This is a genomic window from Nocardia sp. NPDC047654 (assembly GCF_043205035.1).
Classification (GTDB): Bacteria; Actinomycetota; Actinomycetes; order Mycobacteriales; family Mycobacteriaceae; genus Nocardia.
In genome coordinates this window covers 47,094-67,411 of record NZ_JBIDDF010000026.1, presented here as the reverse complement: position 1 = coordinate 67,411, position 20,318 = coordinate 47,094, and the positions used below count along the sequence as shown (strand labels likewise).

General features: G+C 66.2%; 22 protein-coding genes. 11 read left to right on the top strand and 11 right to left on the bottom strand.

Annotation, left to right across the window (positions count from 1 at the left end; translation table 11 throughout):
- The first annotated feature begins 371 nt into the window (after positions 1-371).
- A complete protein-coding gene (locus ACGF7Y_RS34935; protein WP_393241733.1) occupies positions 372-965 on the top strand; it encodes a hypothetical protein in 594 nt (197 codons plus the stop codon).
- A gap of 194 nt (positions 966-1,159) precedes the next feature.
- On the opposite strand, the gene ACGF7Y_RS34930 is transcribed toward ACGF7Y_RS34935, so the two are convergent.
- Positions 1,160-1,747: a hypothetical protein gene (locus tag ACGF7Y_RS34930; protein WP_393241753.1), complete on the bottom strand. Its 588-nt coding sequence runs from the start codon at positions 1,745-1,747 to the stop codon at positions 1,160-1,162.
- A 111-nt stretch (positions 1,748-1,858) separates the two neighbouring features.
- Between ACGF7Y_RS34930 and ACGF7Y_RS34925 the strand changes: the two genes are divergently transcribed.
- The 3 genes from ACGF7Y_RS34925 to rfbD are packed head-to-tail and all read left to right on the top strand — an operon-like array spanning position 1,859 to position 4,633.
- Entirely contained in the window at positions 1,859-2,422 is a 564-nt protein-coding gene (locus ACGF7Y_RS34925; RefSeq protein ID WP_393241750.1) for a glycosyltransferase, read from the top strand.
- Between the two features lies 1 nt (position 2,423).
- Positions 2,424-3,767, top strand: a complete 1,344-nt coding sequence (gene rfbH / locus ACGF7Y_RS34920; RefSeq protein WP_393241747.1) for a lipopolysaccharide biosynthesis protein RfbH — start codon at positions 2,424-2,426, stop codon at positions 3,765-3,767.
- Positions 3,764-4,633 (top strand): dTDP-4-dehydrorhamnose reductase, encoded by an 870-nt coding sequence (gene rfbD, locus ACGF7Y_RS34915; protein ID WP_393241730.1) that lies wholly within the window; start codon positions 3,764-3,766, stop codon positions 4,631-4,633. The genes rfbH and rfbD overlap by 4 nt, the downstream gene beginning before the upstream one ends.
- A gap of 67 nt (positions 4,634-4,700) precedes the next feature.
- Here the strand turns inward: rfbD and ACGF7Y_RS34910 are convergent, their stop codons facing one another.
- The 3 genes from ACGF7Y_RS34910 to ACGF7Y_RS34900 form a co-directional block, all read right to left on the bottom strand.
- Positions 4,701-5,969, bottom strand: a complete 1,269-nt coding sequence (locus tag ACGF7Y_RS34910) for a TMEM143 family protein (protein ID WP_393241727.1) — start codon at positions 5,967-5,969, stop codon at positions 4,701-4,703.
- Positions 5,970-6,078: 109 nt separating this feature from the next.
- Positions 6,079-8,007, bottom strand: a complete 1,929-nt coding sequence (locus ACGF7Y_RS34905; RefSeq protein WP_393241724.1) for an NACHT domain-containing protein — start codon at positions 8,005-8,007, stop codon at positions 6,079-6,081.
- Between the two features lie 228 nt (positions 8,008-8,235).
- Positions 8,236-8,859 (bottom strand): hypothetical protein, encoded by a 624-nt coding sequence (locus ACGF7Y_RS34900; protein ID WP_393241722.1) that lies wholly within the window; start codon positions 8,857-8,859, stop codon positions 8,236-8,238.
- Between the two features lie 361 nt (positions 8,860-9,220).
- On the opposite strand from ACGF7Y_RS34900, the gene ACGF7Y_RS34895 reads away from it, so the two are divergent.
- Positions 9,221-9,844 (top strand): hypothetical protein, encoded by a 624-nt coding sequence (locus ACGF7Y_RS34895; protein ID WP_393241719.1) that lies wholly within the window; start codon positions 9,221-9,223, stop codon positions 9,842-9,844.
- On the top strand, positions 9,825-10,769 hold the full coding sequence (locus tag ACGF7Y_RS34890; RefSeq protein WP_393241716.1) for a hypothetical protein: 945 nt from the start codon (positions 9,825-9,827) through the stop codon (positions 10,767-10,769). The genes ACGF7Y_RS34895 and ACGF7Y_RS34890 overlap by 20 nt, the downstream gene beginning before the upstream one ends.
- A gap of 82 nt (positions 10,770-10,851) precedes the next feature.
- Here ACGF7Y_RS34890 and ACGF7Y_RS34885 read toward each other — a convergent pair whose 3' ends face one another.
- Positions 10,852-11,268, bottom strand: a complete 417-nt coding sequence (locus ACGF7Y_RS34885; protein ID WP_393241713.1) for a VOC family protein — start codon at positions 11,266-11,268, stop codon at positions 10,852-10,854.
- Positions 11,269-11,410: 142 nt separating this feature from the next.
- Positions 11,411-11,896, bottom strand: a complete 486-nt coding sequence (locus ACGF7Y_RS34880) for a DoxX family protein (RefSeq protein ID WP_393241744.1) — start codon at positions 11,894-11,896, stop codon at positions 11,411-11,413.
- An 816-nt stretch (positions 11,897-12,712) separates the two neighbouring features.
- On the opposite strand from ACGF7Y_RS34880, the gene ACGF7Y_RS34875 reads away from it, so the two are divergent.
- A complete protein-coding gene (locus ACGF7Y_RS34875) occupies positions 12,713-13,096 on the top strand; it encodes a group 1 truncated hemoglobin (RefSeq protein ID WP_393241742.1) in 384 nt (127 codons plus the stop codon).
- 299 nt (positions 13,097-13,395) lie between these two features.
- Here the strand turns inward: ACGF7Y_RS34875 and ACGF7Y_RS34870 are convergent, their stop codons facing one another.
- Both ACGF7Y_RS34870 and ACGF7Y_RS34865 read right to left on the bottom strand, forming a co-directional pair.
- The gene (locus ACGF7Y_RS34870; protein WP_393241710.1) at positions 13,396-13,860 is read right to left on the bottom strand and encodes a YybH family protein; all 465 of its coding nucleotides are present in this window, start codon (positions 13,858-13,860) and stop codon (positions 13,396-13,398) included.
- A gap of 10 nt (positions 13,861-13,870) precedes the next feature.
- Entirely contained in the window at positions 13,871-14,455 is a 585-nt protein-coding gene (locus tag ACGF7Y_RS34865) for an NADPH-dependent FMN reductase (protein WP_393241707.1), read from the bottom strand.
- Positions 14,456-14,589: 134 nt separating this feature from the next.
- Here ACGF7Y_RS34865 and sigJ point away from each other — a divergent pair, with 134 nt between their 5' ends.
- Positions 14,590-15,480 (top strand): RNA polymerase sigma factor SigJ, encoded by an 891-nt coding sequence (gene sigJ / locus ACGF7Y_RS34860; RefSeq protein WP_393241704.1) that lies wholly within the window; start codon positions 14,590-14,592, stop codon positions 15,478-15,480.
- Positions 15,481-15,581: 101 nt separating this feature from the next.
- Here sigJ and ACGF7Y_RS34855 read toward each other — a convergent pair whose 3' ends face one another.
- Positions 15,582-16,244: a response regulator gene (locus ACGF7Y_RS34855; RefSeq protein ID WP_393241701.1), complete on the bottom strand. Its 663-nt coding sequence runs from the start codon at positions 16,242-16,244 to the stop codon at positions 15,582-15,584.
- Positions 16,241-17,323, bottom strand: a complete 1,083-nt coding sequence (locus ACGF7Y_RS34850) for a sensor histidine kinase (protein WP_393241698.1) — start codon at positions 17,321-17,323, stop codon at positions 16,241-16,243. Before ACGF7Y_RS34850 ends, ACGF7Y_RS34855 begins: the two co-directional genes overlap by 4 nt.
- 194 nt (positions 17,324-17,517) lie before the next feature.
- Between ACGF7Y_RS34850 and ACGF7Y_RS34845 the strand changes: the two genes are divergently transcribed.
- A complete protein-coding gene (locus ACGF7Y_RS34845) occupies positions 17,518-17,862 on the top strand; it encodes a DUF6223 family protein (RefSeq protein WP_393241695.1) in 345 nt (114 codons plus the stop codon).
- Between the two features lie 122 nt (positions 17,863-17,984).
- Complete coding sequence (locus ACGF7Y_RS34840; RefSeq protein WP_393241692.1) at positions 17,985-18,155, top strand: hypothetical protein; 171 nt, start codon at positions 17,985-17,987, stop codon at positions 18,153-18,155.
- 172 nt (positions 18,156-18,327) lie between these two features.
- Here ACGF7Y_RS34840 and ACGF7Y_RS34835 read toward each other — a convergent pair whose 3' ends face one another.
- Positions 18,328-19,185 (bottom strand): LysR family transcriptional regulator, encoded by an 858-nt coding sequence (locus ACGF7Y_RS34835; RefSeq protein WP_393241689.1) that lies wholly within the window; start codon positions 19,183-19,185, stop codon positions 18,328-18,330.
- Between the two features lie 97 nt (positions 19,186-19,282).
- Here ACGF7Y_RS34835 and ACGF7Y_RS34830 point away from each other — a divergent pair, with 97 nt between their 5' ends.
- Positions 19,283-20,008 (top strand): SDR family oxidoreductase, encoded by a 726-nt coding sequence (locus ACGF7Y_RS34830; protein ID WP_393241686.1) that lies wholly within the window; start codon positions 19,283-19,285, stop codon positions 20,006-20,008.
- Positions 20,009-20,318 lie beyond the last annotated feature (310 nt).

Sequence of the window (20,318 nt, the reverse complement as noted above, 5' to 3'; positions counted from 1 at the left end):
CTGCGACGTCCTGTTCGCCATGCTCCGCAACAAACAGCCCTACCGGACACCCGCAACCTCAGCAGCTTGACGAACACGATAGGGACACCCCCCAGTGCCGACGCCCGCCGACGGGGCCCGCACCTTTCCACCAGCATTCCCGAGATCGACGAGGCCGACACCCCCGAACTCACCCCCGAAACCTGGTGCGGACATGCATGGCTGGGCCGCGACGGCGAGGTCGCCTCGGCATGGGAGGGCAGGGTACGCACCGGGGGCGACACCGGCAGTCGGATCGTGTGGCCGTGGCATATATGCGCCGACCAGGGGCAGGCCACTCGGCGGCCGGCCGACCGGGTACGGCCATCGGTCCTCGGTGGCAGGATGCGGGTGTGGGTGACTATTTCGAACGTATCGTCGACCTCGAGGTGACCTCGGCCGACGCGAGCACGCTGGCCGAGCACATGGTGGACTGGATGGTGTCGCGGCGATGGCTGCTTCGGGAGACTTCGCGCGACGCGATGTACAGCCTCCACGCCGACGAAGGCTATCTGCCAGGCCCCGACTGGCCGCAGATCACCCACGAATGGGGCGCCGACTGGATCCCCGGCCCGGTCGCCGTCATCGTCGGCCGCCACGACCACTATCCCGGCCAGGGCGACATCGAACCGACCTCCGCGGTATGCCCACGCTGTCAGGCCACCACCGTGATCATCGACTACCCGCAACAATGGGAAGCCGATCCCGCCGTATGGCAGCCGTTCTCGAACGCGATCGACACCTGGAAACGAACAGGCACCGGCTCGGCGATCTGCCCCTCCTGCGCCACGCCGAGCCCCGTCACCACCTGGCAATGGACAGACGGCTTCGCCCTGGGCGCCCTCGCCTTCGACTTCTGGGGTTGGCCGCCCCTCACCGAGGACTTCATCACCGAATTCGCCACCCGCCTCGGGCACCGAATCGAACACCACACCGGCAAGTTCTGACGAAATCACCGCTGGGTGCCGGGCCGCGCACGCGCCGCTCGGCTGAGTCGATACGCAGCGCTTCCGCGCTCGCCCAGCCCGTGGCACCGGGTCGCGGAAGCGCCGAGACGCACTGTGGCAGCCCGGCTTCCACCGGGCGATTCACTCGACCCGCCCGAGCCGAAACCGTCGCCGGTCCAGTTGCCCGGAAACGCCTACGGCGTTGTGCCCCAATGTGTCACGCTGCGGACATGGCATTTTCGCGGGCAGATCGCGTACGCGTGCTGGTGACCGTCAACCAGTTCGAATCCCACTTCCGCGGACTGGTCACACTGGCCGACGCGCTGAGCAGACATGGCCACGATGTCCGCGTTGCGGCACCCGAGAAGTGGGGCGCCTGGCTGCACGGCAACTACGGCGTCGAGACCGTGGACGTGGGAATACGATGGGCCGACCGCGATTTCGACGCAGCGATTTTCGGACTTCTGCTCGACCGGGACATAGCCGCGTTCGACCGGATGTACATGACGGAGTTCCTCGGTGACCGGATCGCCCTGCGTGTCGCGGAAGACGTACTGGATCTGTCCGACCGGTGGCGGCCCGATGTCGTCCTGCACGAGTGCTCGGAATTCGGCGGTTACCTGGCCGCGGAAGTGCTCGAAATACCCCACGTCACGGTGGATATCGGCCCGCTGCAGCTTGTGCGAGACCTCCATGAAGACCTGATCCGGCCCGCTCTGACCACTCAGCGGGCCAAACTCGGACTTCCGGAAGAACCGGCGGTACCGGGTATACTCCGGCATCTCACGGTCTCCCTGACACCGAAAGAATTCAATAACGCCGATCTCGGCACTCCATTGGTCCGTTACCGGCACGAACCACCGGTACGCCACAATGATCAACTGCTTCCGGACGTGTTCACGTCGATGCCTCGTGATAGGCCGATCGTTTACCTCTCGCTGGGCTCGATCGGCCCCTTCTCCCCGCGGTTCCGGGATCGGATGGCCGAGATCTACAGGGAGGTCTTCGCGGCCCTGGCCGAGCTCCGGTGTACCGCCGTCGTCTCGCTGCCGTCGCTGTACCAGGATGTATTCCGGTCGCTACCGGCACACATCCATGTTCTGCCGTACGTCCCCCAGTCGCTCGTATTGGCGAACGTGGACCTGTTCATCACACACGGTGGATTGAATTCGATGCGCGACACCATAACCTATGGAGTCCCGCACCTGGTACTTCCCTTCTTCGCCGATCATCCCGGAAATGCAGTACGCTGCGAAGCCCTCGGCACCGGCATCCACCTCGACCCCATGACCGTCACCGCCTCGGATGTTCTCACCGCCTGCCGGCGAATCCTCGACGACCCAGCCTACCGGCAGGCCGCGCGAGCACTCAAGCGGCATATGTGGGCACTGCCGCCACAATCCGCATTCACCGACGACCTCAGAGATCTTATTTCAGGCTCGTACCGGGAGAAATAGAGTGAACGATAGAGAAGATCTGCTCACGACAATCCGGCAATTCCACAATTCGCAAACCGAGCACCACTTCGTCGGGGGCGTCACCGAGATCCAATCATCCGGCGCCTGCCTCGACGACAACGACAGGGTCGCAGTCCTCGAGGCCGCACTGGATATGCGTATCGCGGCCGGAATCCTGGCCGATCGATTCGAAAAAGAATTCGCCCGAAAAATGGGACTCCGCAAGGCGCGGCTCACCAACTCCGGATCTTCCGCGAACCTGCTGGCGGTCAGCGCATTAACCGCCCCGGAGTTGGGTGATACCCGGCTGCGCCCCGGAGACGAGGTCATCACGGCCGCCGCCGGCTTCCCGACGACAGTGAACCCGATACTGCAAAACGGGTTGAAACCGGTTTTCGTAGATATCGATTCCACCACATACAACACGACACCGGAAGCCGTGGAAGCGGCGATCGGCCCTAGAACCCGTGCCGTCGCACTGGCGCACACGCTCGGTAACCCGTTTCCGGTGGCAGAAATCTCCGCGTTGTGCGCGGAGCGCGGCATGTTCCTGATCGAAGACAATTGCGACGCAGTGGGATCGACGTACCAGTCGCGCCCTACCGGAACCTTCGGTGATCTGGCCACCGTCAGCTTCTATCCAGCACACCATTTGACCACGGGTGAGGGCGGATGTGTCCTGACCAACGACCTGACCACAGCTCGCGTCGTGAAGTCGCTGCGCGATTGGGGACGCGACTGCTGGTGCGAGCCGGGCGAAAGCAACAGATGCGGGAAGAGGTTCACTCAACAGCTGGGCGACCTTCCCTACGGATACGACCACAAGTACATCTATTCGCATATCGGATACAACCTGAAGACGACAGATATCCAAGCTGCGCTCGGACTCTCCCAGCTGGCCAGACTGGACGATTTCTGCGCCCGCCGGCGTCACAACTGGCGTCGGCTTCGCGAAGGTTTGGATGGGATCGACCATCTCCGGCTGCCGGAACCCACCCCCGGTAGCGATCCGAGCTGGTTCGGATTTGCCCTCACGGTGCTGCCGGACGCGCCCTTCGGCCGCATCGACATCGTCAACTTCCTCGAAGGCCGCAAAATAGCGACCCGAGGCCTGTTCGCCGGAAATCTCCTCCGCCATCCGGCGTACTCGAACATCGAGTGCCGTATATCCGGAAGCTTGGCGGCCAGCGACTACGTCGCCGACAACACCTTCTGGGTCGGGGTGTACCCGGGTATAACCGACGAGATGACCGACTACATGATCGCCTCGGTCCGCGAGTATGTCTCCGGCTACCGGCGCTCCCAGGTCCGGCTCGTGCGGACCTCCCTCGAGGACAAGCGGTGAGCAGGCTGGTGGTCACAGGTGCCGGCGGACTGCTCGGGAGCGCGATCACGAAGGCGACCAGCCCATTTCGTCGGGCTGATCGACAGGTGCTCGGGTTCGGATCGAAAGAACTCGACATCACCGATGAAACGGCGGTGAACGACACCATCGGCTCCGGCGATGTGGTCATCAACTGCGCGGCGTACACGAGCGTAGACGCCGCCGAGACCGAAGCCGATAAGGCGTTCGCGGTCAACGCGGTCGGTCCGGGACTACTGGCCCGAGCCTGCGCGAAGAAGGAAGCGCGACTGCTGCACATCTCGACCGCGTACGTTTTCGACGGTGCGGCGTCGCGTCCATGGGAAACCTGGTCGCCCACTAATCCTTTGAGCGTGTACGGAAGATCCAAGTCGGCAGGTGAGGAGGCCGCCCGAGCAGCGCTGCCCGATGCGCGGATCGTCCGCACCATGTGGCTGTATTCGGGGACCGATCGGGATTTCCCGGCCGCGCTCGTGCGGAGATGCTCCCGCGGCGAGCACGTCGCGGTCGTCACCGACCAGATCGCCTCCCCAACCTACGTCGATGATCTCGTATCCGCACTGTTCGACCTCGTCGCGCACCCGAATCCACCGCGCCTGCTCCACGCGACCGGAGGCGGCGCCGCATCCAAATACCGATTCGCTCGGGCGATCATCGAAGCGGCGGGGCTCGATGCGGACCTGTTGCGGCCCTGCCGCACATCGGAGTTCCGAGATGCCGCAGCACGGCCGCGGAATGCCGTTCTGTCGAAATCATCGTGGATCGACTGCGGCCTCACGCCACTCCCCCACTGGCGTGACGGACTGCGTCGCGCGCTCGGAGCTGCATTTCGAGACGTCCGGCCGTGAACGGAGCGAACCGGTGACACCGGCCGAGCGCGCTTCGCTGCTGAGAAGTCGATTCGTGGGCAACGTCTCAGCCGGCGGTGACTCCGACTCGCCGCGCAGCCGCGGTGTCACCTGTTTCGGGCTGGATTCGAAACGAGTTGTCCCAGTGACGATCCAGACGACGTTTCGCCTCGGTCAGCGGCACCGCCTCCAGTGCGCCGTGCTCGTCCTCGACGAGCAGTTCCCACTTCCGGAGCCTGCTGATCCCGTCGCGGATCCGGAAGTCGAAGGTTGCCTCCCACCGCCGACGGAACCACTCCTCCACCCGCTGATCGAGTTCGGCTGCGGTGAGCGGCCGGTCGGCGGTGCGCAGGAAGTGGTAGGCGAGGACGGCTTCCTTCACCTCCGATTCCTCGGCAGCGCCGAGCAGATGGTGGAACACTCCCGCGTCGTTGTCGAGATTGCGGAAGTAGAGGTGTTCCGACAGCGTCTTCATCAACTTGATCTTGCGGTTCTTGAACTTGGAGAACTGGCGCACCAGGTAACCGCCGAAGGCCGCCACACCGGCGCCCAGGGTGAGTAGCGTGGCCTGATCCAACCGTACGGATTCCTCGCGCAGCCCGAGCCAGAACGCCAGCAAGAGAACCAGCGGCCCCAGCGAAGCCACCAGCTTCGTGACGACCACGATAATCCCGGAGACCACCGCGGGTACACCGATCAGCAGCTTGTCCAGTGGTCGCATCCGGATCCGAACGATCGGATACAGCATCTCGAGGTCGTTTCTCGGAACGTTCCCGAACAGCTTCAGCAGCACACCGCCGTTGGGGCGATCCGCGACCTCCTCCGGCCGCTCGGCGAACGCGATGTATACCAGAACTTTGCCGTAACTGGTGAATTCGACGCTGCGTCGGCGTAACCCGAACAGCCACCGAACTTGTTCGGTGCGCTGGGACACCCCGCGCCGGAAGAACATCGCGGTATCGATGTCCTCCTCGTCGAGTTCCAACCGCACTTTCACCAGGGAGTGCTCGGTGAACGCGCGCTCGATCTCAGCGGCATCGATGCGGGTGAAATCCGCCGCCTCGGCCAGCGCGACCAGCTCGGCTTCTACCCGCGCCCGTGCCGCAGCCCGGTCCTCGGGAGTAGCGGCACGGATGGCCCGTTCATCCTCCGCGGGGTCGACCAGGTGATAGGCGTCGAGCACCGTCTCACCACGCACATGGAACTCGTGATGCACCACCGCCGCCAGCAGCCGCGCGAACTCGGCGAACGATTCGCGTTCCGCGTCGGGAAGCTCGTCGGCGCACAAAGAGATCACCGCGCTCTTGCGGAACGGCAGGAAGTGTTCGGCATCCATCGGCAACTCCTCTCGACGGACCGGGCCGTCGGCTACCACCCTATGGGGCGGGCATGGACGCCGAACACACGCGCATGCCGATGTGCGAACGGTCCGGACCGAAGGGAGGTTATCGCTCTGTGCCTCCTGTGCGGGGTTGCTGGAGCCACTGTCGGTAGGTTTCGTGCCGGAACTGGTAGCCGGTGCCGGTTACGCGCAGGAGGCCACTGCGACGAGCCCAGTCGAGGAATAGTCCGGGCCGGGCCGGAAACGACGAGGTGAACCGGAAGACCAGCATCGCAATGAGATATCGCGTAGCCGCCAGCCCCCGCATGAGCCCGAGCGAGAGTCCGAAGGTGAGCCCACCCACGGCGCCGGCCGCGAGCCCGTAGGCGAGTCCGTTCACGAGTCCACCCGAGAGTCCGCCGAGGAGCCCGGTCGGGAGCCCGAGCGCGAGCCCGATGGCGAATGCGACCACACCGGCGGTGAAGACCGCGACTCGAACATCATCGCGGATCAGCCGCCTTTCATCGACCGCGAGACCCAACTGGTCTTCCGCATCGGCTTCGAGTCCGAACGCGAGCCCGACCGTGAGCCCGGCCGTGACCGCGGCTGCGAGTCCGAGCCAGGTCCCCAGCGCGAATTCGGTCGTCAGCCCGAGCGTGAGTCCCGCCGCGAGCCCGTAGGTGAGCCCGCCACGCCACCGAGACCGTGCGGGCACACGCCAAGCCATCCGATTCGCTCGAGGAGACCGACTGAGCCCGGCCGAGAGCCCGAAGACAAGCCCGATCGCGGGACCGAACACGAGCCCGAACCTGAGACCCACCGCGGCCACGATCACGAGCGTCACGGCGATGCCCACGGTCAGCCCGTGCAGTATGCGGCAGCGGACAGATCCGGCGATCTCCCAGATCTCGTCGAGACGGATGGTGGTGCCGTCCTGCCCGAGATCACGGCGCTGGTCGAGGCATCGAGCCAGTGACAGCAACCAGGTCCGGACGTTGTCGCTGGTGTACCCACGAAATCGACCGGTGCGGTCGGTACCGGCCACCGCCGCTGGGATCTGGGCGGCGAACAGCAGATCACGCACGGCGTCGGTGTCGGAGCAGCCGGTCAGCTGGCCGGCGGTGTGCGGGTCGTGGTGCATGGCGGTGGCGGCGAGCCCGAGCATCCATGGAGTATTCAGCGCGCGCGCCAGCGGCCCCTCGGGCTGGGCGGTGATCCGGGTGGTAACCGCCGTCCAAACCGGGCGGGTGGCGCCGATCCGGTGCCGGTAAGTGGTGAGATAGTCACTGATCTGACCGGGGGTGAAGGGGCGCAGTGTGATGGTTGTCGAGCCGTGCAGCCCGTTGTCCTCGCCCAGGCGGGTCAGTTCGTCGAACTCGTCGCTGCGGCATACGACTACGACCGGCCGGTTACCCCAGGGGGTTTCGTTGAGACGGTTCAACACCGCCCGTGCCCGTGACTCCTCGCTGTCGTGGGCGTCCATCTCGTCGAGGCCGTCGACCACGGGCAGAATCAACCCCGCATCGACCAGTGCCCGTGCGCTCCTGGGGCGCAGGCGGTAGTCGTATCTCAGCCGTGTGGTGAGCCATCCGGAGAAGTCGTCCTTCCCGTTCCAGCCCGCGGCATCGACCCGTACCGGTACCGGCTGTCCCGCACGGCGGGTATCGACCTGGTCTCGTCGAGTTTCCAGCAGACCCAGCACCAGATGGGCGGCGGCCACAGTCTTTCCGCTACCCGGCTCACCGAGCACGACCAACCGCCGTGGCGGCGTCAGCAACTCGAAATAGGTCGCGATGTCGGATACAGCGGCCGACTCGATCACCTCACCGGGCTGCGCCTTCGCGGTGGCGGTGAATCCGACATGCATGAACGAGCCCGGCCCCGCCCGTAGCCCCTCCCGCAGCCGCTGCTCCTCTTGACACACTGCCTCGGCGAGATCATCGACCAAGGCCGCGACCGACACCCTGTCGGTCCTCGGCCGCCACAGCTGCCACAACATCGTCAACGGTTTGATCAGTGCCGCGACAACGCGCACGACAACACCAGTCTCCACACCGGGCACGCGAAACAGACTGCCATCCCATAGATCTCGACACGCCCATTGTCGACCGATCGACCGATGCCGACGCCGAGCGGGACGATCTCGTGTCTGTAGGCCGGCTGCGGCGCCACCGGCATTCGCCGCGACTTCCCGCTCTTCGCTCATTGCCTTCGGCCGATTCGACGCCGACGATTCCCGCCGTGCGGAAAGCATCATCGTCGAATGCGTTCGCCTGCTAGATCAGTAGGGTGGTGACGGTAGACGTGTGGAATCCGCCGCGCGGAGAATGTAGTTACCGCTGCCTATGATGTCGTGGTGCTGACGGTCGGCCGGGCAAACACCCGAGGCTGCCGGAGTGTGGCCGTCGTAGAACAAGCCCGAACACTTGCGGCACCAGCGCCACTTGGGTAGTCCTCCTACCCCGTCCCGATTGGTCACATCCTCCAGTCGATAGTTGCCGGATCCGAAAGCCACATGACCGGGTCGTTCGCTGAACTGAGGCGAAGGGCATATTCCTTGAAAGCCGAAATTCCCTTCGAACCAGAGCCCTTGGCACTGCCGACACCACCGCCAGTCGGACTGACCCTGGCCACCATCAGGGTCTTCCTTCAAGATGAAGTCGCCCGTTCCATCGTCGTGGTGGCCGCCGTCGAAGATGTCGCCGGCTGGGCAGCCACCGCGGGTATTGTTGCCCGAGAACCAGAGACCACTGCAACGCGCACATCTCTTCCAAAGGCGCTGTGTGGCCGAAGCCGGCGCAGCATTCTCCATGATCAGACATCCGGCAGCAGCGGCTATTCCGACACCTACTGCCATACGCAGCAGCGTGCGGCGCGGAGTGGGTATCAAATCGCTGGTCGTCATAAGATCCACGTTCCTCCCCGGACACGGTCTCTTCGGAGTCGTCTCTCCAGGCCAGATGCTACCGCCGAATCAGCACGAGCACAGCGCTTTCAGCCATATCTTCGCTGGTCAAGACCACGACGACGGCCGGAAGCTCGACCACGAGACCCTAAGGTGCCTTCCGCGGCCGAGGTAGCGTCACACGAAATCCACGCCAACTCACGGTTCCGTCCACATCCACCGGAAGAAATTGCCGCTGCCGCTCGTTATTTGAGCGACGATCAGTGGTGCAACATCCACCGGATGCGCATCGCGCCAAACGCTCGACGTGGTCGCACTCCGGAATGCGGGAGGGAAAATGTTCGCTCGGCGAATGATGGTCGTGGGTGCGCTGGCGGCGTGCGCCACGTCGATACCCGACCAGGAAGCGGGCACCGCGACGACGACCCAGTCGCCATCCGGAACCGCCGCACCGCGGGGCGACGAAGTGCCGGTACGTCCAGGGAAAACCGATGCCGGTACGGCGGCGGGGGCGCCCTTCCGGATTCCGGCATTCACCGAACTTCAGGGCGCACCGATCGTCGAGGTAGAGGAATTGGCAGTGCAGCGCATAGCCGCCGCCTGCGGCGGCTGCGCGAGCGTTGCCATTGCGCAGGACCAGGCCGACACCGGGCGCAGCGTTTGCCAATACTCCGGATTCTCCGGCGCGAAGCAGGATTCGACCCCGGTCGACAGGATTCGACCCCGGTCGACAGGATTCGACCCCGGTCGAGCAGTCGGCGAACGGGTCGCTGATCCTGACGTCCGGCTCGACACTGACGCTTCTCACCGGGACACTGCCCCGCAGAAACTTCCCTGCGGCACAGAAGTCTTCGAACCGAAGACGACATCGCAGACCGGTTCCCCCACCGGGACCGTCTCCCCCACCGGAACCGACTCGACCATCCGAAACCGAACACTCACCGAGACGGCGACGAGCAAGCCACATGTCACAACCACCAGATGAGCAGGTGCCCACACCAGCGGCGGTATCGGCGTTCGACGGGTTCGCTCACGTCGCGAGATCCATTGGGCAACTGGTCGCGCCGACAACGCTGCTGACCGCTGTGCTGTTCTACTTCGGCTGGGCGCATGTCTACTGGTACTTCAACTACTTCGGTGTCGACTCGACGACGCTGAATCCGAGCATCCGCGAGTACCCGATGCGCACCGTCGACGCGCTGTTCGTGCCGTTGACACTCGCCGGTCTCATCGGCATGGCGGTGCTGTGGGGATACATCGCGCTTCCGGAGTCGGTCCGTGCCCGTCGCCCCGGGCGGTGGGCGACCTCCGTGATCGCGGTGATCGCCGGGGCAGTCCTCCTCAACGGGGTCTCCTGGATATATGTCGTGACACCGCTCAACAAGGGCTTGTGCGTGGCACCGGTGTCGATCATCGCTGGAGTGCTGATCTTCTGGCTGCTGGTCGTGCTGCGTCGTCAGCGTCTGCGTGAAAGCCTCCCCGCGACGGCGCCGCCGCCGTCACAGGCGGCAGCGGTCGCCGAGTGGGTGATCCTGTTCCTCATGGTCGGCATCAACTTGTTCTGGATCGCCACCGATTACTCGGTCGCGGTCGGTCAGACCCGGGCGCGGGAATGGGCCGCGCAACTGCCCACCAGTTCCCAGGCCGTCATCTACAGCGAAAAGGAGCTCCACCTTTCCGGGCCAGATGTCCGCATGGCGTCCTGCGGCACCGATCCCGCCACCGGATCCGCCTACCGGTTCCGCTACGACGGTCTGGCGCCACTGAGCCGCATCGGCGACCACTACATCCTGGTCCCCCGGACCTGGACACCCGGGCGCGGCGCGGCCATCGTCCTGCCCGCGCAGAGTCCGGGCGCGATCCGGTTCGAGTTCCGGCTCGCGGGCGATACGGTCCCCGCCACCTGTTGAGACGGCTCAGACCGAGACGACTTCCATGCGCCATGTGTGCCACCGCGGATGCCCGGGCCGAGGCTTTCCGGGAAAGGGGCGATCACTGCTTGCGTACGACCAACTCCAGCGCGATGTTGTCCGGGTCGCGGAATTCCAGAATGTACATGGCACCGAGATCTTTCACCCCCTCGTGCGGGATGCCGAGTTCGTCGAGCAAGGCAGCCGCCGAATCGAGATCCGACCGAGTGGCGAGGGCGAAGGCGAGGTGGTCGAGTCCTACTCGATCTTCATCGAACTCGTCGCTGGCGACAGGGCGAAGCCCGAGCAGTGCATCACCCATCTGGTAGATCACACCGCCGAAGAGGAACCCGAATCGCGCACGGGTGGCTTCGTCCGCGTCCGCAGGACACTCCCACGCGATCGGCCATCCGAAGACGGCGTCATAGAAGGCCCGGGATCTCTCGATGTCGGTCACTGTCAAGCGAACATGGTCGAACGAACTGGTGGAAATCGGCATGATCAAGATCCTGTCATGATCACCTTGCCTCGTTGAGGCACGGCTGCGGGACCTGGCGAGGGACTATGCCGGCGCGATCCTCGCGCGCGAAGCGTTGCGGGCCGCAATGCAGGGACCGGCGTGGGGTGGACGAGCCTCGGAGTCACCGGCTTGATCGTCGGCGTCCTGGTGGTTCCGGCCGTGTGAGCCGGGCGTCCAGTGACCAGCGGCCGGGCCCGGCCCACAGCAGGTAGATCAGCCCGAGCAGCATCGCGACATCTGTGCGCGCGTCGTGGGCCATCCCCCAGATGCCTTCTACTCCTTGGAACCCGCCCGGGCGCAGCTCACGCAACTTGGTCAGCACGATCGCCAGGACGATATCCACCAGTAACGGCAGCGTGGAAAACCGGGTCAGCAGTCCGATGACGATCAGGAGGCCGCAGGTGATCTCGACGACGCCGTCGAGGTTCGCGAAGAAGGTCGCCGCCGGGATACCGATCTTTTCGAACCGGCCGGGGCCCAATTCGTCCGGATAGAGGAACTTCTGGATCCCCTCACTGAGGAATATCAGCCCCACCGCCAACCGGATACAGATCGCTGCCGCCGGGCCGTCCGCACCGAGGGCACGCCGCCATGACCAGCGATCCATTCCCGCCATCGGCGCTCGCCTCCCGATATCGTCTGCCGATACCACGCGCGAGCCTACCGAGCGAGCACCACGCGGACGGCCGATCGCGCGGCCCCGATGCCGGGGCGTTATGGTCCTCCGCAGTCCACGCGGCGATCGCAGGTCCGCACCACCGCCCATGGAGCCGGGTCAATTCGCACACCGCCGTCCGGCCCTCGCACCGCCGTGGTCAGTGCCGCGGGTACCTAGGCGTGGACGACTTCGCGCTTCGACACCGGACACCGGAAGGCGCGGCACCCTGCGCTGCGGTCCCGCCGAGCCCGGCCGGCAGCGGGTATCACCCTACTGTCAGGCATCGTGATTTTCGCCGCCCGCAGCACCAGCGTTCCCTACCAGCATAGTGAATAACTTACTTGACTGGCACGCCATTCTGTGAGATATGTACCGAACCATGCACTTTATGTCGATCTACCAGAGCTTTCGTGTGGTTTGCAATCGAGCGTCACGCCGGGTGATCAGCGCTCGTAACAGTCGACTACTCTACGGAATAGGCATTAACATAGCTGGGCGGCATCGAGTGCGGCGAAGCGAGCAGGGCGACGCTCTGGTGTGCGACCGCCCTGGCGCCGTGCGAGTACGGAGGTTGGCGTGAGCGGCGACGTCAGAACCGAAGGTGTTACGGAATCTTCGAGTTCTCAGCGGATTCAGCGAGATACCACCCTGACCGGCCCCCACCGTTCGTCAGCTCCGAATCCGTCGTCATTGCCGACATGCCGAATCGCCATCTCCGAACGCACATCTGACCGCCCGCAATCCGAGGAGCCCACCGTGGACACAATGTCGGCCACGCCCTACGACCGCACCCTGTACGCCCGGGCAGGGGGCCACGCTGCCCTCGAAATCGTCGTAGAAGACCTCTACGCCCGCATCCTGGCCGATGAGGAACTGGCGCCATTCTTCACCGGCGTCAACATGCCGCGAGTGAAGGGCCGCCAAGTCGAGTTCTTCGCCGCCGCACTGGGAGGACCGACACCGTACACCGGGCCGCGGATGAAGCAGGTCCACCGAGGCCGAGGCATAACCCGGCACCACTTCGACCGCGTCGCCGAACATCTGACACAGTCCCTCCAAGCTGCTGGCACGCCACCAGCTATTACGGCCGAGATCATCGCGGCGGTCGCTCCCCTCGCCGACGACATCATCTCCAAAGCGATCGAATAGCTTGCGCCACTCGTTCGACGGCCTGCCTGCTCCGCACATCACCTGGGGCTACGTCATCCGATCACCCGCCGGCACCCTGCTGTCCGTGGAGGCCGCCGGTTCGGCCGACGCTACTGGTCGCAGCGGGCAGACTCGACGATCGACACCGCCGGCCGCGGGGGCCGATCAGAAGAAGCAAGGCGTCGTTCGAGGCCCGGGGCCGCGGTGGTGGGCGGCCCCGGGCCTTCGATGCGACCGGATATCGGCACCGCAACGTCTCGAGCGATGCGTCAGGTTCTCGACAACGTCTCTGCGACCCGTCACGGCTCGAGGTCGACTACGCCTTTGCCGCTGGAGATGTCGAACGGTACCGAGACCTGGTCGTGAGCGATCAGCCAGGTGTTGTCGATCTTCCGCATGCCGTACGTGACCCGGACCCACATACCACTCGTTGCCGCTCCGTTCTTCAGCGTGCCGCTGAGCCGAGCGAAGGCGTGCCCGAACGCCACATCCCCGCCTACGCTGAACGTCAGGTCGCGGACCTCATAGGTCACACTCTCGAAGAACAGGAACACCCTCGCCCAGTTCTCGAGTTTCGCCGCTATCCCGACGTGCTGGAGCGGCGGCTCGACATCGAAGGACACGACGTCGGGCGTGTACAGCTGCTTCAGCACCTCGAGATCCTTGACTCGCAGTCCTTCGACCGCCTTGTCGATTGTTCGGCGAAGCTCGACTTCATCCGCCTCGGTGCGGTCAGCTGACTGAAAGTCGTTGATTCCGGTCATAATCGGCTCCTCAGGAATTCATGAGAGTGGTTTCGGTGCCGGTCCGCAGCGGCGCCAATGCGGTGCTCCAGGCGATGAGCTGATCCAGCGTCTTGTCGAGGGCGGCGGCATGGTGGTCGCGCGGTGCGAAGGTGGTGTAGTTCTCGAAATCGGTGAGCACCGAGATGGTGACCTGATAGCCGACGTCGGCCATGCCCAGCGTGCCGCAGACCGTCCGCAACTGCACCACCGCGCGGCCGCCGCCGCCCGCGCCGTAGGAGACGAATCCGACCGCCTTGTCGGTCCACTCCGCGAACAGGTGGTCGAAGGCGTTCTTCAGCACACCGGGGACCCCGCCGTTGTACTCCGGGGTCACCACCACGAAGCCGTCGAACGGGGCGATCCGCTCGGCCCAGGCGCGGGTATGCGCGTTGCTCGATGGGCCGAACATCGGCGCCATCGGCTCGTCCAGATGTGGTAGCGGGTGGTCGCGCAGATCGATCAGTTCGAATTCGGCGTCACCGCGCTGCGATGCCGTTTCCAGGACCCACCGGGCGACCTGCGAGCCGTTGCGGTTGGGTCGGGTACTGCCGAGGATGATGCCGATCCTGGTCATTTACGGAACTCCTGCTCTGCTGAAGGTGTCACAACCTTCCGACGACGCAGCCGTCCGGAATGTCAGGCCGCCTCACAAATCGGTTCGCTGATTCGTCGGTTTCGGTGAGGACGCACATATCGAAGGAGACGACCATGACCGACCCGCACCTGCGCGCGGTGATCAGTGAACGCCGACAGCTGATCAATCTCGCCTACCGTCTGCTCGGCTCCCTGGCCGAGGCCGAGGATGTGGTGCAGGAGACCTACGCGCGCTGGTACGCGCTGTCGGAGGCGCAGCGCGGGAAGGTGGAGGCGCCCGGCGCGTGGTTGACGACGGTTGCCAGCCGGATCTGCCTCGATCTACTCGGCTCGGCGCGCGCCAGGCGGGAACGGTATGTGGGCGAGTGGATTCCGGAGCCGGTACCCGGCCGGTCCGAATGGCTCGATGGCCCCGACTCCGTCGATCCCGCCGACCAGGTCACCCTCGACGAGTCGATCAGCATGGCCTTTCTCGTCGTGCTGGATTCCATGACTCCGGCCGAGCGCGTGGCGTTCGTTCTGCACGATGTCTTCCGCTACTCGTTCGCCGAGGTCGCCGAGATCGTCGGGCGCACCCCCGCGGCCTGTCGCCAGCTCGCCTCCAGCGCCCGCCGCCGCATCGATACCACGCGGGGTCCGTCGAGCACCGAACGCGCCGAAGTGGTCCGGGATTTCAAACGAGCTTGGGAGACAGGGGATATCGAGGCCCTGATCGGGCTGCTCGATCCACAAGCGACCGCGACGGCCGACGGCGGCGGCCTGGCATTGGCCTTCCTCGACCCGATCCACGGCAGCGAAGAGATCGCCCGCGCCTGGATGGAAATCGCCACCCACGGCCCTGCGGTGACCCTGCTGGAGCGCACGGTGAACGGCCAGCCCGGCCTGGTGGCACGGCTCGACGACGCCATCGTCACGGTCTACGCTTTCGACATCGCCGACGGCCGGATCACCCGCATCTGGGCGATCCGGAATCCGGAGAAATTGCAGCCCTGGACGGCCGGATGAATCGAACCCCTGCGGTCGCAACGCCCGGCCGGCTGTGGCCCCGAGCAGCGATGGCTTCGAGGCACGGGCTGAGCGGACGGCCGAGCGAGGCGAGGTGGAGGTCAGGCTCGGCCCGGGGTCACCAAGCCGGACTCGTAAGCCAGGACGACCAGTTGAGCGCGGTCGCGGGCGTGGAGCTTGGTCATCGCCCGGTTGACGTGGGTCTTGGCGGTCAGCGGGCTGATCACCAAGTGCTCGGCGATCTCGTCGTTCGACAGGCCCCGGGCGACAAGCGTGACGACTTCCCGCTCGCGGTTGGTCAGCCCGGCCAGACCGGGAGCCTCACCGGAGTCCAGTGGCCGGCTGACATACCGGGTGATCAGCTTGCGCGTGATCGACGGCGCGAGCAGTGCGTCACCCCGGGCCGCGACCCGGACGGCGTGCAGGAAGTCCTCCGGATGGATGTCCTTGACCAGGAACCCGGCCGCACCGGCGCGCAGGGCGTCGAAGACGTGCTCGTCCAGGCCGTAGTTCGTCAGTATCACCACGTGCACCACGGTCAGGGCCGGGTCGGCGACGATGCGCCGGGTCGCCTCGATGCCGTCCACTACAGGCATCTGGATGTCCATCAGTGCGATGTCGGGCAGGTGTTCGCGGGCCAGCTCGACGCCCCGCGCGCCGTCGGCGGCCTCGGCCACCACTTCGATATCGTCCTCCACGTCGAGCAGCGCACGGAAACCGCTGCGGATCAGCGGCTGGTCGTCGACCAGCAGGACGCGGATCAAGGCGCCCGCTCCACGGGCAACTCGGCACAGACGGTGAAACCGCCCCCGCCGCGGGGCGCCGTGTGTAACCGGCCGCCGAGGGCGGTGACCCGCTCTCCCATTCCGAGCAGCCCCACACCCGGCACCGGCATGGTGTCCGGTGTGGCTCGGCCGTCGTCGTCCACCCGGATCACCAGGGCGTCGGGGCGGTGTTCGATATGGACCGACGCGGTGTCGGCGGCGGCGTGCCGGGTGATGTTGGTCAGCGACTCCTGGACGATCCGGTAGGCGGTCCGGTCCACGGCCGCAGGCAGGGCCGCACGCTGCCCCTCGACCGTCAATCTCGCGTCCAGGCCGGTCGCGCGGACCCTTTCCACCAGCTCCGGCACGTGATCGAGCCCGTGCAACGGTGCGCGGTCGTCGCGCAGGGCCTCCAGGGTGGCCCTGAGTTCCCGGGATGCCTCGCGACCGGCCGCCAGGATCGCCAGCAGCGCCTCTGGCACGTGCGCGCCGCGCTTGCGGGCCAGGTGTACGGCCACCTCGGCCTGCACCTTGATCACCGAAATCTGGTGGGTCAGCGAGTCGTGCAACTCGCGAGCGATGTGCAGCCGTTCCTCGTCGGCCCGCCGCCGTGCGGTCTCCTCGCGGGTGCGCTCGGCCTCCTCGGCCCGCCGCTCGGCCTGCCGCAGCGCTTCACCCGCCGCGCCCGCGGCGACCAGCCACGCCAGTTGCAGCACGCCCCGGGTCTCCGCGAACGCCTCGCCCATGAGCAGTCCGCGCGGCGAGATCAGCAACGCGAAGGGCATGACGAGCACCATGATCACCGACCCCGCCACGGCCGCCACCCGGTGCCCCGCCCGGAACGCCGCGTACACGGCGAACAAGAATGCGACCGCGGGCACGTCGACCCCGAGGGCCTGGTACGCCAACGCGGTCAGCCCCGTCACCGCCAGCACCATGACCGGCGCTCGGCGGCTCGCGGCCGACGACAGGCCGCCTGCGACCAGCAGCACCCACCCGACCGCGGGCCCGGACAACCCCGAGACGAGCTGGAATACCGCGATGCCCACGGCGATCGCCCAGTCCCGAAGCCGTTCCATGGGTGCACCCTAACCCCATGTCCGCGTGGGGACGTCGTGCACAGGAATGATCACCGTCTACTGCGCAAGCAGTACTCCCTCTGGTTTCCTACGCCCGCGGCGGCAGCGTGAAGTGCCTGCGCGCGCAGGACGACCGGAAGCGGGTGCGGCGGAGAGGATGGGCCACGTCCCAGTCGTTGGAGAAGGAGCATGTCATGTCCGTTTCTCATGTACTCGCCGCCTCGGAAATCCTTGTCCAGTCGGGCGCCTCAGGGTTGACCGCCGGGCGTTTCTGGTCCCTGGTGGGTGTCGCGGTGGGACTTGTCGGGGTCGTCACCGGCGTGCGCGCCCTCATCCACCACACTGGTCGCCGCTCCGCGACGACCGCGCTGGCCGCGGGAGTGACCGGCCTGGTGATCGGCGGGCTGGTCGTGGCCGCGGCCAAAGGCGGTCCCGGCACCGGGTACGGGATCGTCGGCGGCTTCCTGGCCCTGGCGGTCGGGCTGGTCGCCGCCACCCTCGGCGCGGTCGCCCTCAACAGGAACCCGCAGTCCCGTTGACCGCCCGGGCGGGATCGTGGCCATCCCGGTAAATCGGCGGCGAGCACGTTTCGATCCGTCACGGGTTCCGGCAAGAAGCACCCGGGCCCGGGTCCGGCGAGGACCGGTGATCCTCGCATTCGGTGGGCCTGCGGCCGCTTCGGCAGAAGGAAAACGACAATGCCCGCTACGACAGCGATGACGGACGCCCCGAAGGACGCGACGGCGAAGGCGTGATCGGCGGCGGCAACCCTGCCGACTGCCTCGGGGTGGAACGAGCCGAAGAAGACCGCTCCGATAACGGCAACGCCTAGCGCTCCGCCACACTGCTGGGCCGTGGACAAGGCCCAGACGCGACGCCGGCCGACGCCGGCTCGAGGCGGCGCAGCACCGCGTTGAGCGCGGTGTAGACCAAACCCACGCCGAGCGCCGACATACCGAGCCAGCTGCATCGTTACCGACAAGGCCAGGTAAGGGCCGAATCGGCTAGAGGCGAGTAGCGGTCCGAACGAGATCGGCGACGGCTTTGGACCGGCTGTGCGGTGGCCACGCGATCACAGTCGTGACGGCCGGGGCGTCCAGCACCGGCACGGCGGTGTGGTCGCCGCGCAGATGGACTCGCACGGACTCCGGCAGGATCGCCACCGCCCTTCCGAGCGCGATCAACTGGAGCAGCTGAGTATGGTCGCGAACCTGCGGACCGGGGCCGTCGGGGTAGGTGCCGTCTCGTCGGGGCCAGCGCGGCATCGGTAGACCGGGCAGCGCGGTGACCTCGGCCATCTGCACATGAGTCCGATCGGCGAGGAGATGCCCGGCCGGCAGGACCACGACCTGTTCCTCGGTGCACAGCTCCTCGGTGTCGAATCCGGCCATCGCATCGAACGGCCGGTGCAAAAGAGCTACGTCGGCCCGTCCGTCGCGGAGCAGTCGCTCCTGCTCACCGATCCCGCACAAGAGCACATCGACGGTGACCGCGCCGGGCTCGGCGGCGTAGGCGTCGAGGAGTTTGGACAGCAGTTCGACGGACGCTCCCGCCTTCGTCGCCAGGACTACGCCGGCCCGGCCGGTCGCGGCGAGGGCAGCGCGGCGGGTGCGTCGCTCGGCGGCCTCGACCGCATCCAGCGCCGCCCGCGCCTCCCCGAGGAGCACCGACCCGGCCTCGGTCAGGGTGACAGCGCGACTGGTTCGGCGCAGCAGTTCCACCCCGAGTCGCCGTTCGAGCCGACCGATCGCCCGCGACAGCGGGGGCTGCGCGATCCCGAGCCGCTGCGCCGCCCGCCCGAAGTGCAGTTCCTCGGCGACGGCGACGAAGTATCGCAGCTCCCGCGTCTCCACGACGCCCATGGTATCCGTCGCCCACCAGCATCGATACCCGAGCGGTATCGCTTGCCACCCACTCGGTCTTGGACGCTGCGCCAAGGCCCGGAACAGGATCGACCGTATGAGTGAACAGACGATCGCGCTGGTGACCGGCGCGAACAAGGGCATCGGGTACGAGATCGCGGCCGGCTTGGGCGCCCTCGGTTGGAGGGTCGGCGTCGGCGCCCGGGATGAACAGCGCCGCGAAGCCGCCGTGGCGAAGCTGCGGGCGGGCGGCGCCGACGCGTTCGGCGTACCGCTCGACGTGACCGACGACGCGAGCGTGGCAGCCGCCGCCGAGCTCCTCGCGGATCGCTTCGGACGCCTCGACGTGCTCGTCAACAACGCAGCCATAACCGGTGGCATGCCGCAGACACCCTCCGCCGTCGATCCCGCGACAGTGCGGGCCGCCGTGGAAACCAACGTGATCGGCGTCATCCGCGTCACCAACGCGGCGCTACCGCTGCTGCGGCGCTCGGCATCACCACGGATCGTGAACATGTCCAGCACGGTCGGTTCCCTCACCCTGCAGACCACTCCCGGCGCCGATACCGGCCCGATCTCCGCGGCCTACTCGGCGTCGAAGACGTTCCTCAACGCCGTCACCGTCCAATACGTCAAGGAACTGCGCGACACCAACATCCTGATCAACGCGGCATGCCCCGGCTTCACGGCAACCGACCTCAACGGATTTCGAGGCGTCCGCACACCGGCGCAGGGCGCGGCGATCGCGGTGCGCCTCGCGACCCTGCCCGACGACGGACCGACCGGCGGGTTCTTCGATGACGCAGGAGTAGTGCCGTGGTGACATGCCGGGAATGGCCGACCGGACACCGAGAAAGAGCCTTGTCCGGGTAGGAAGAAATCTCCAGCGCAGGATGTAGACATTCTGGGCGGCTTGATATACAGTCGCTGTCGTTGGAGATGAAAGTCTGGTTGGCCGGGCAGGTGACCTGCACCGGAAGCAAGATTGACCATCCCCTCCGGCGGAGAAGAGAACCTGGTGCAGTCGGCCGGACCGTCGGAGGGGATGACGAGATTCCGCAGACCGACCGGCAACCCAGGAGGTGGTCACTGAACAGCTCTTCCCAGATTCCGCGTCCCGGCCTGTTGCCGGG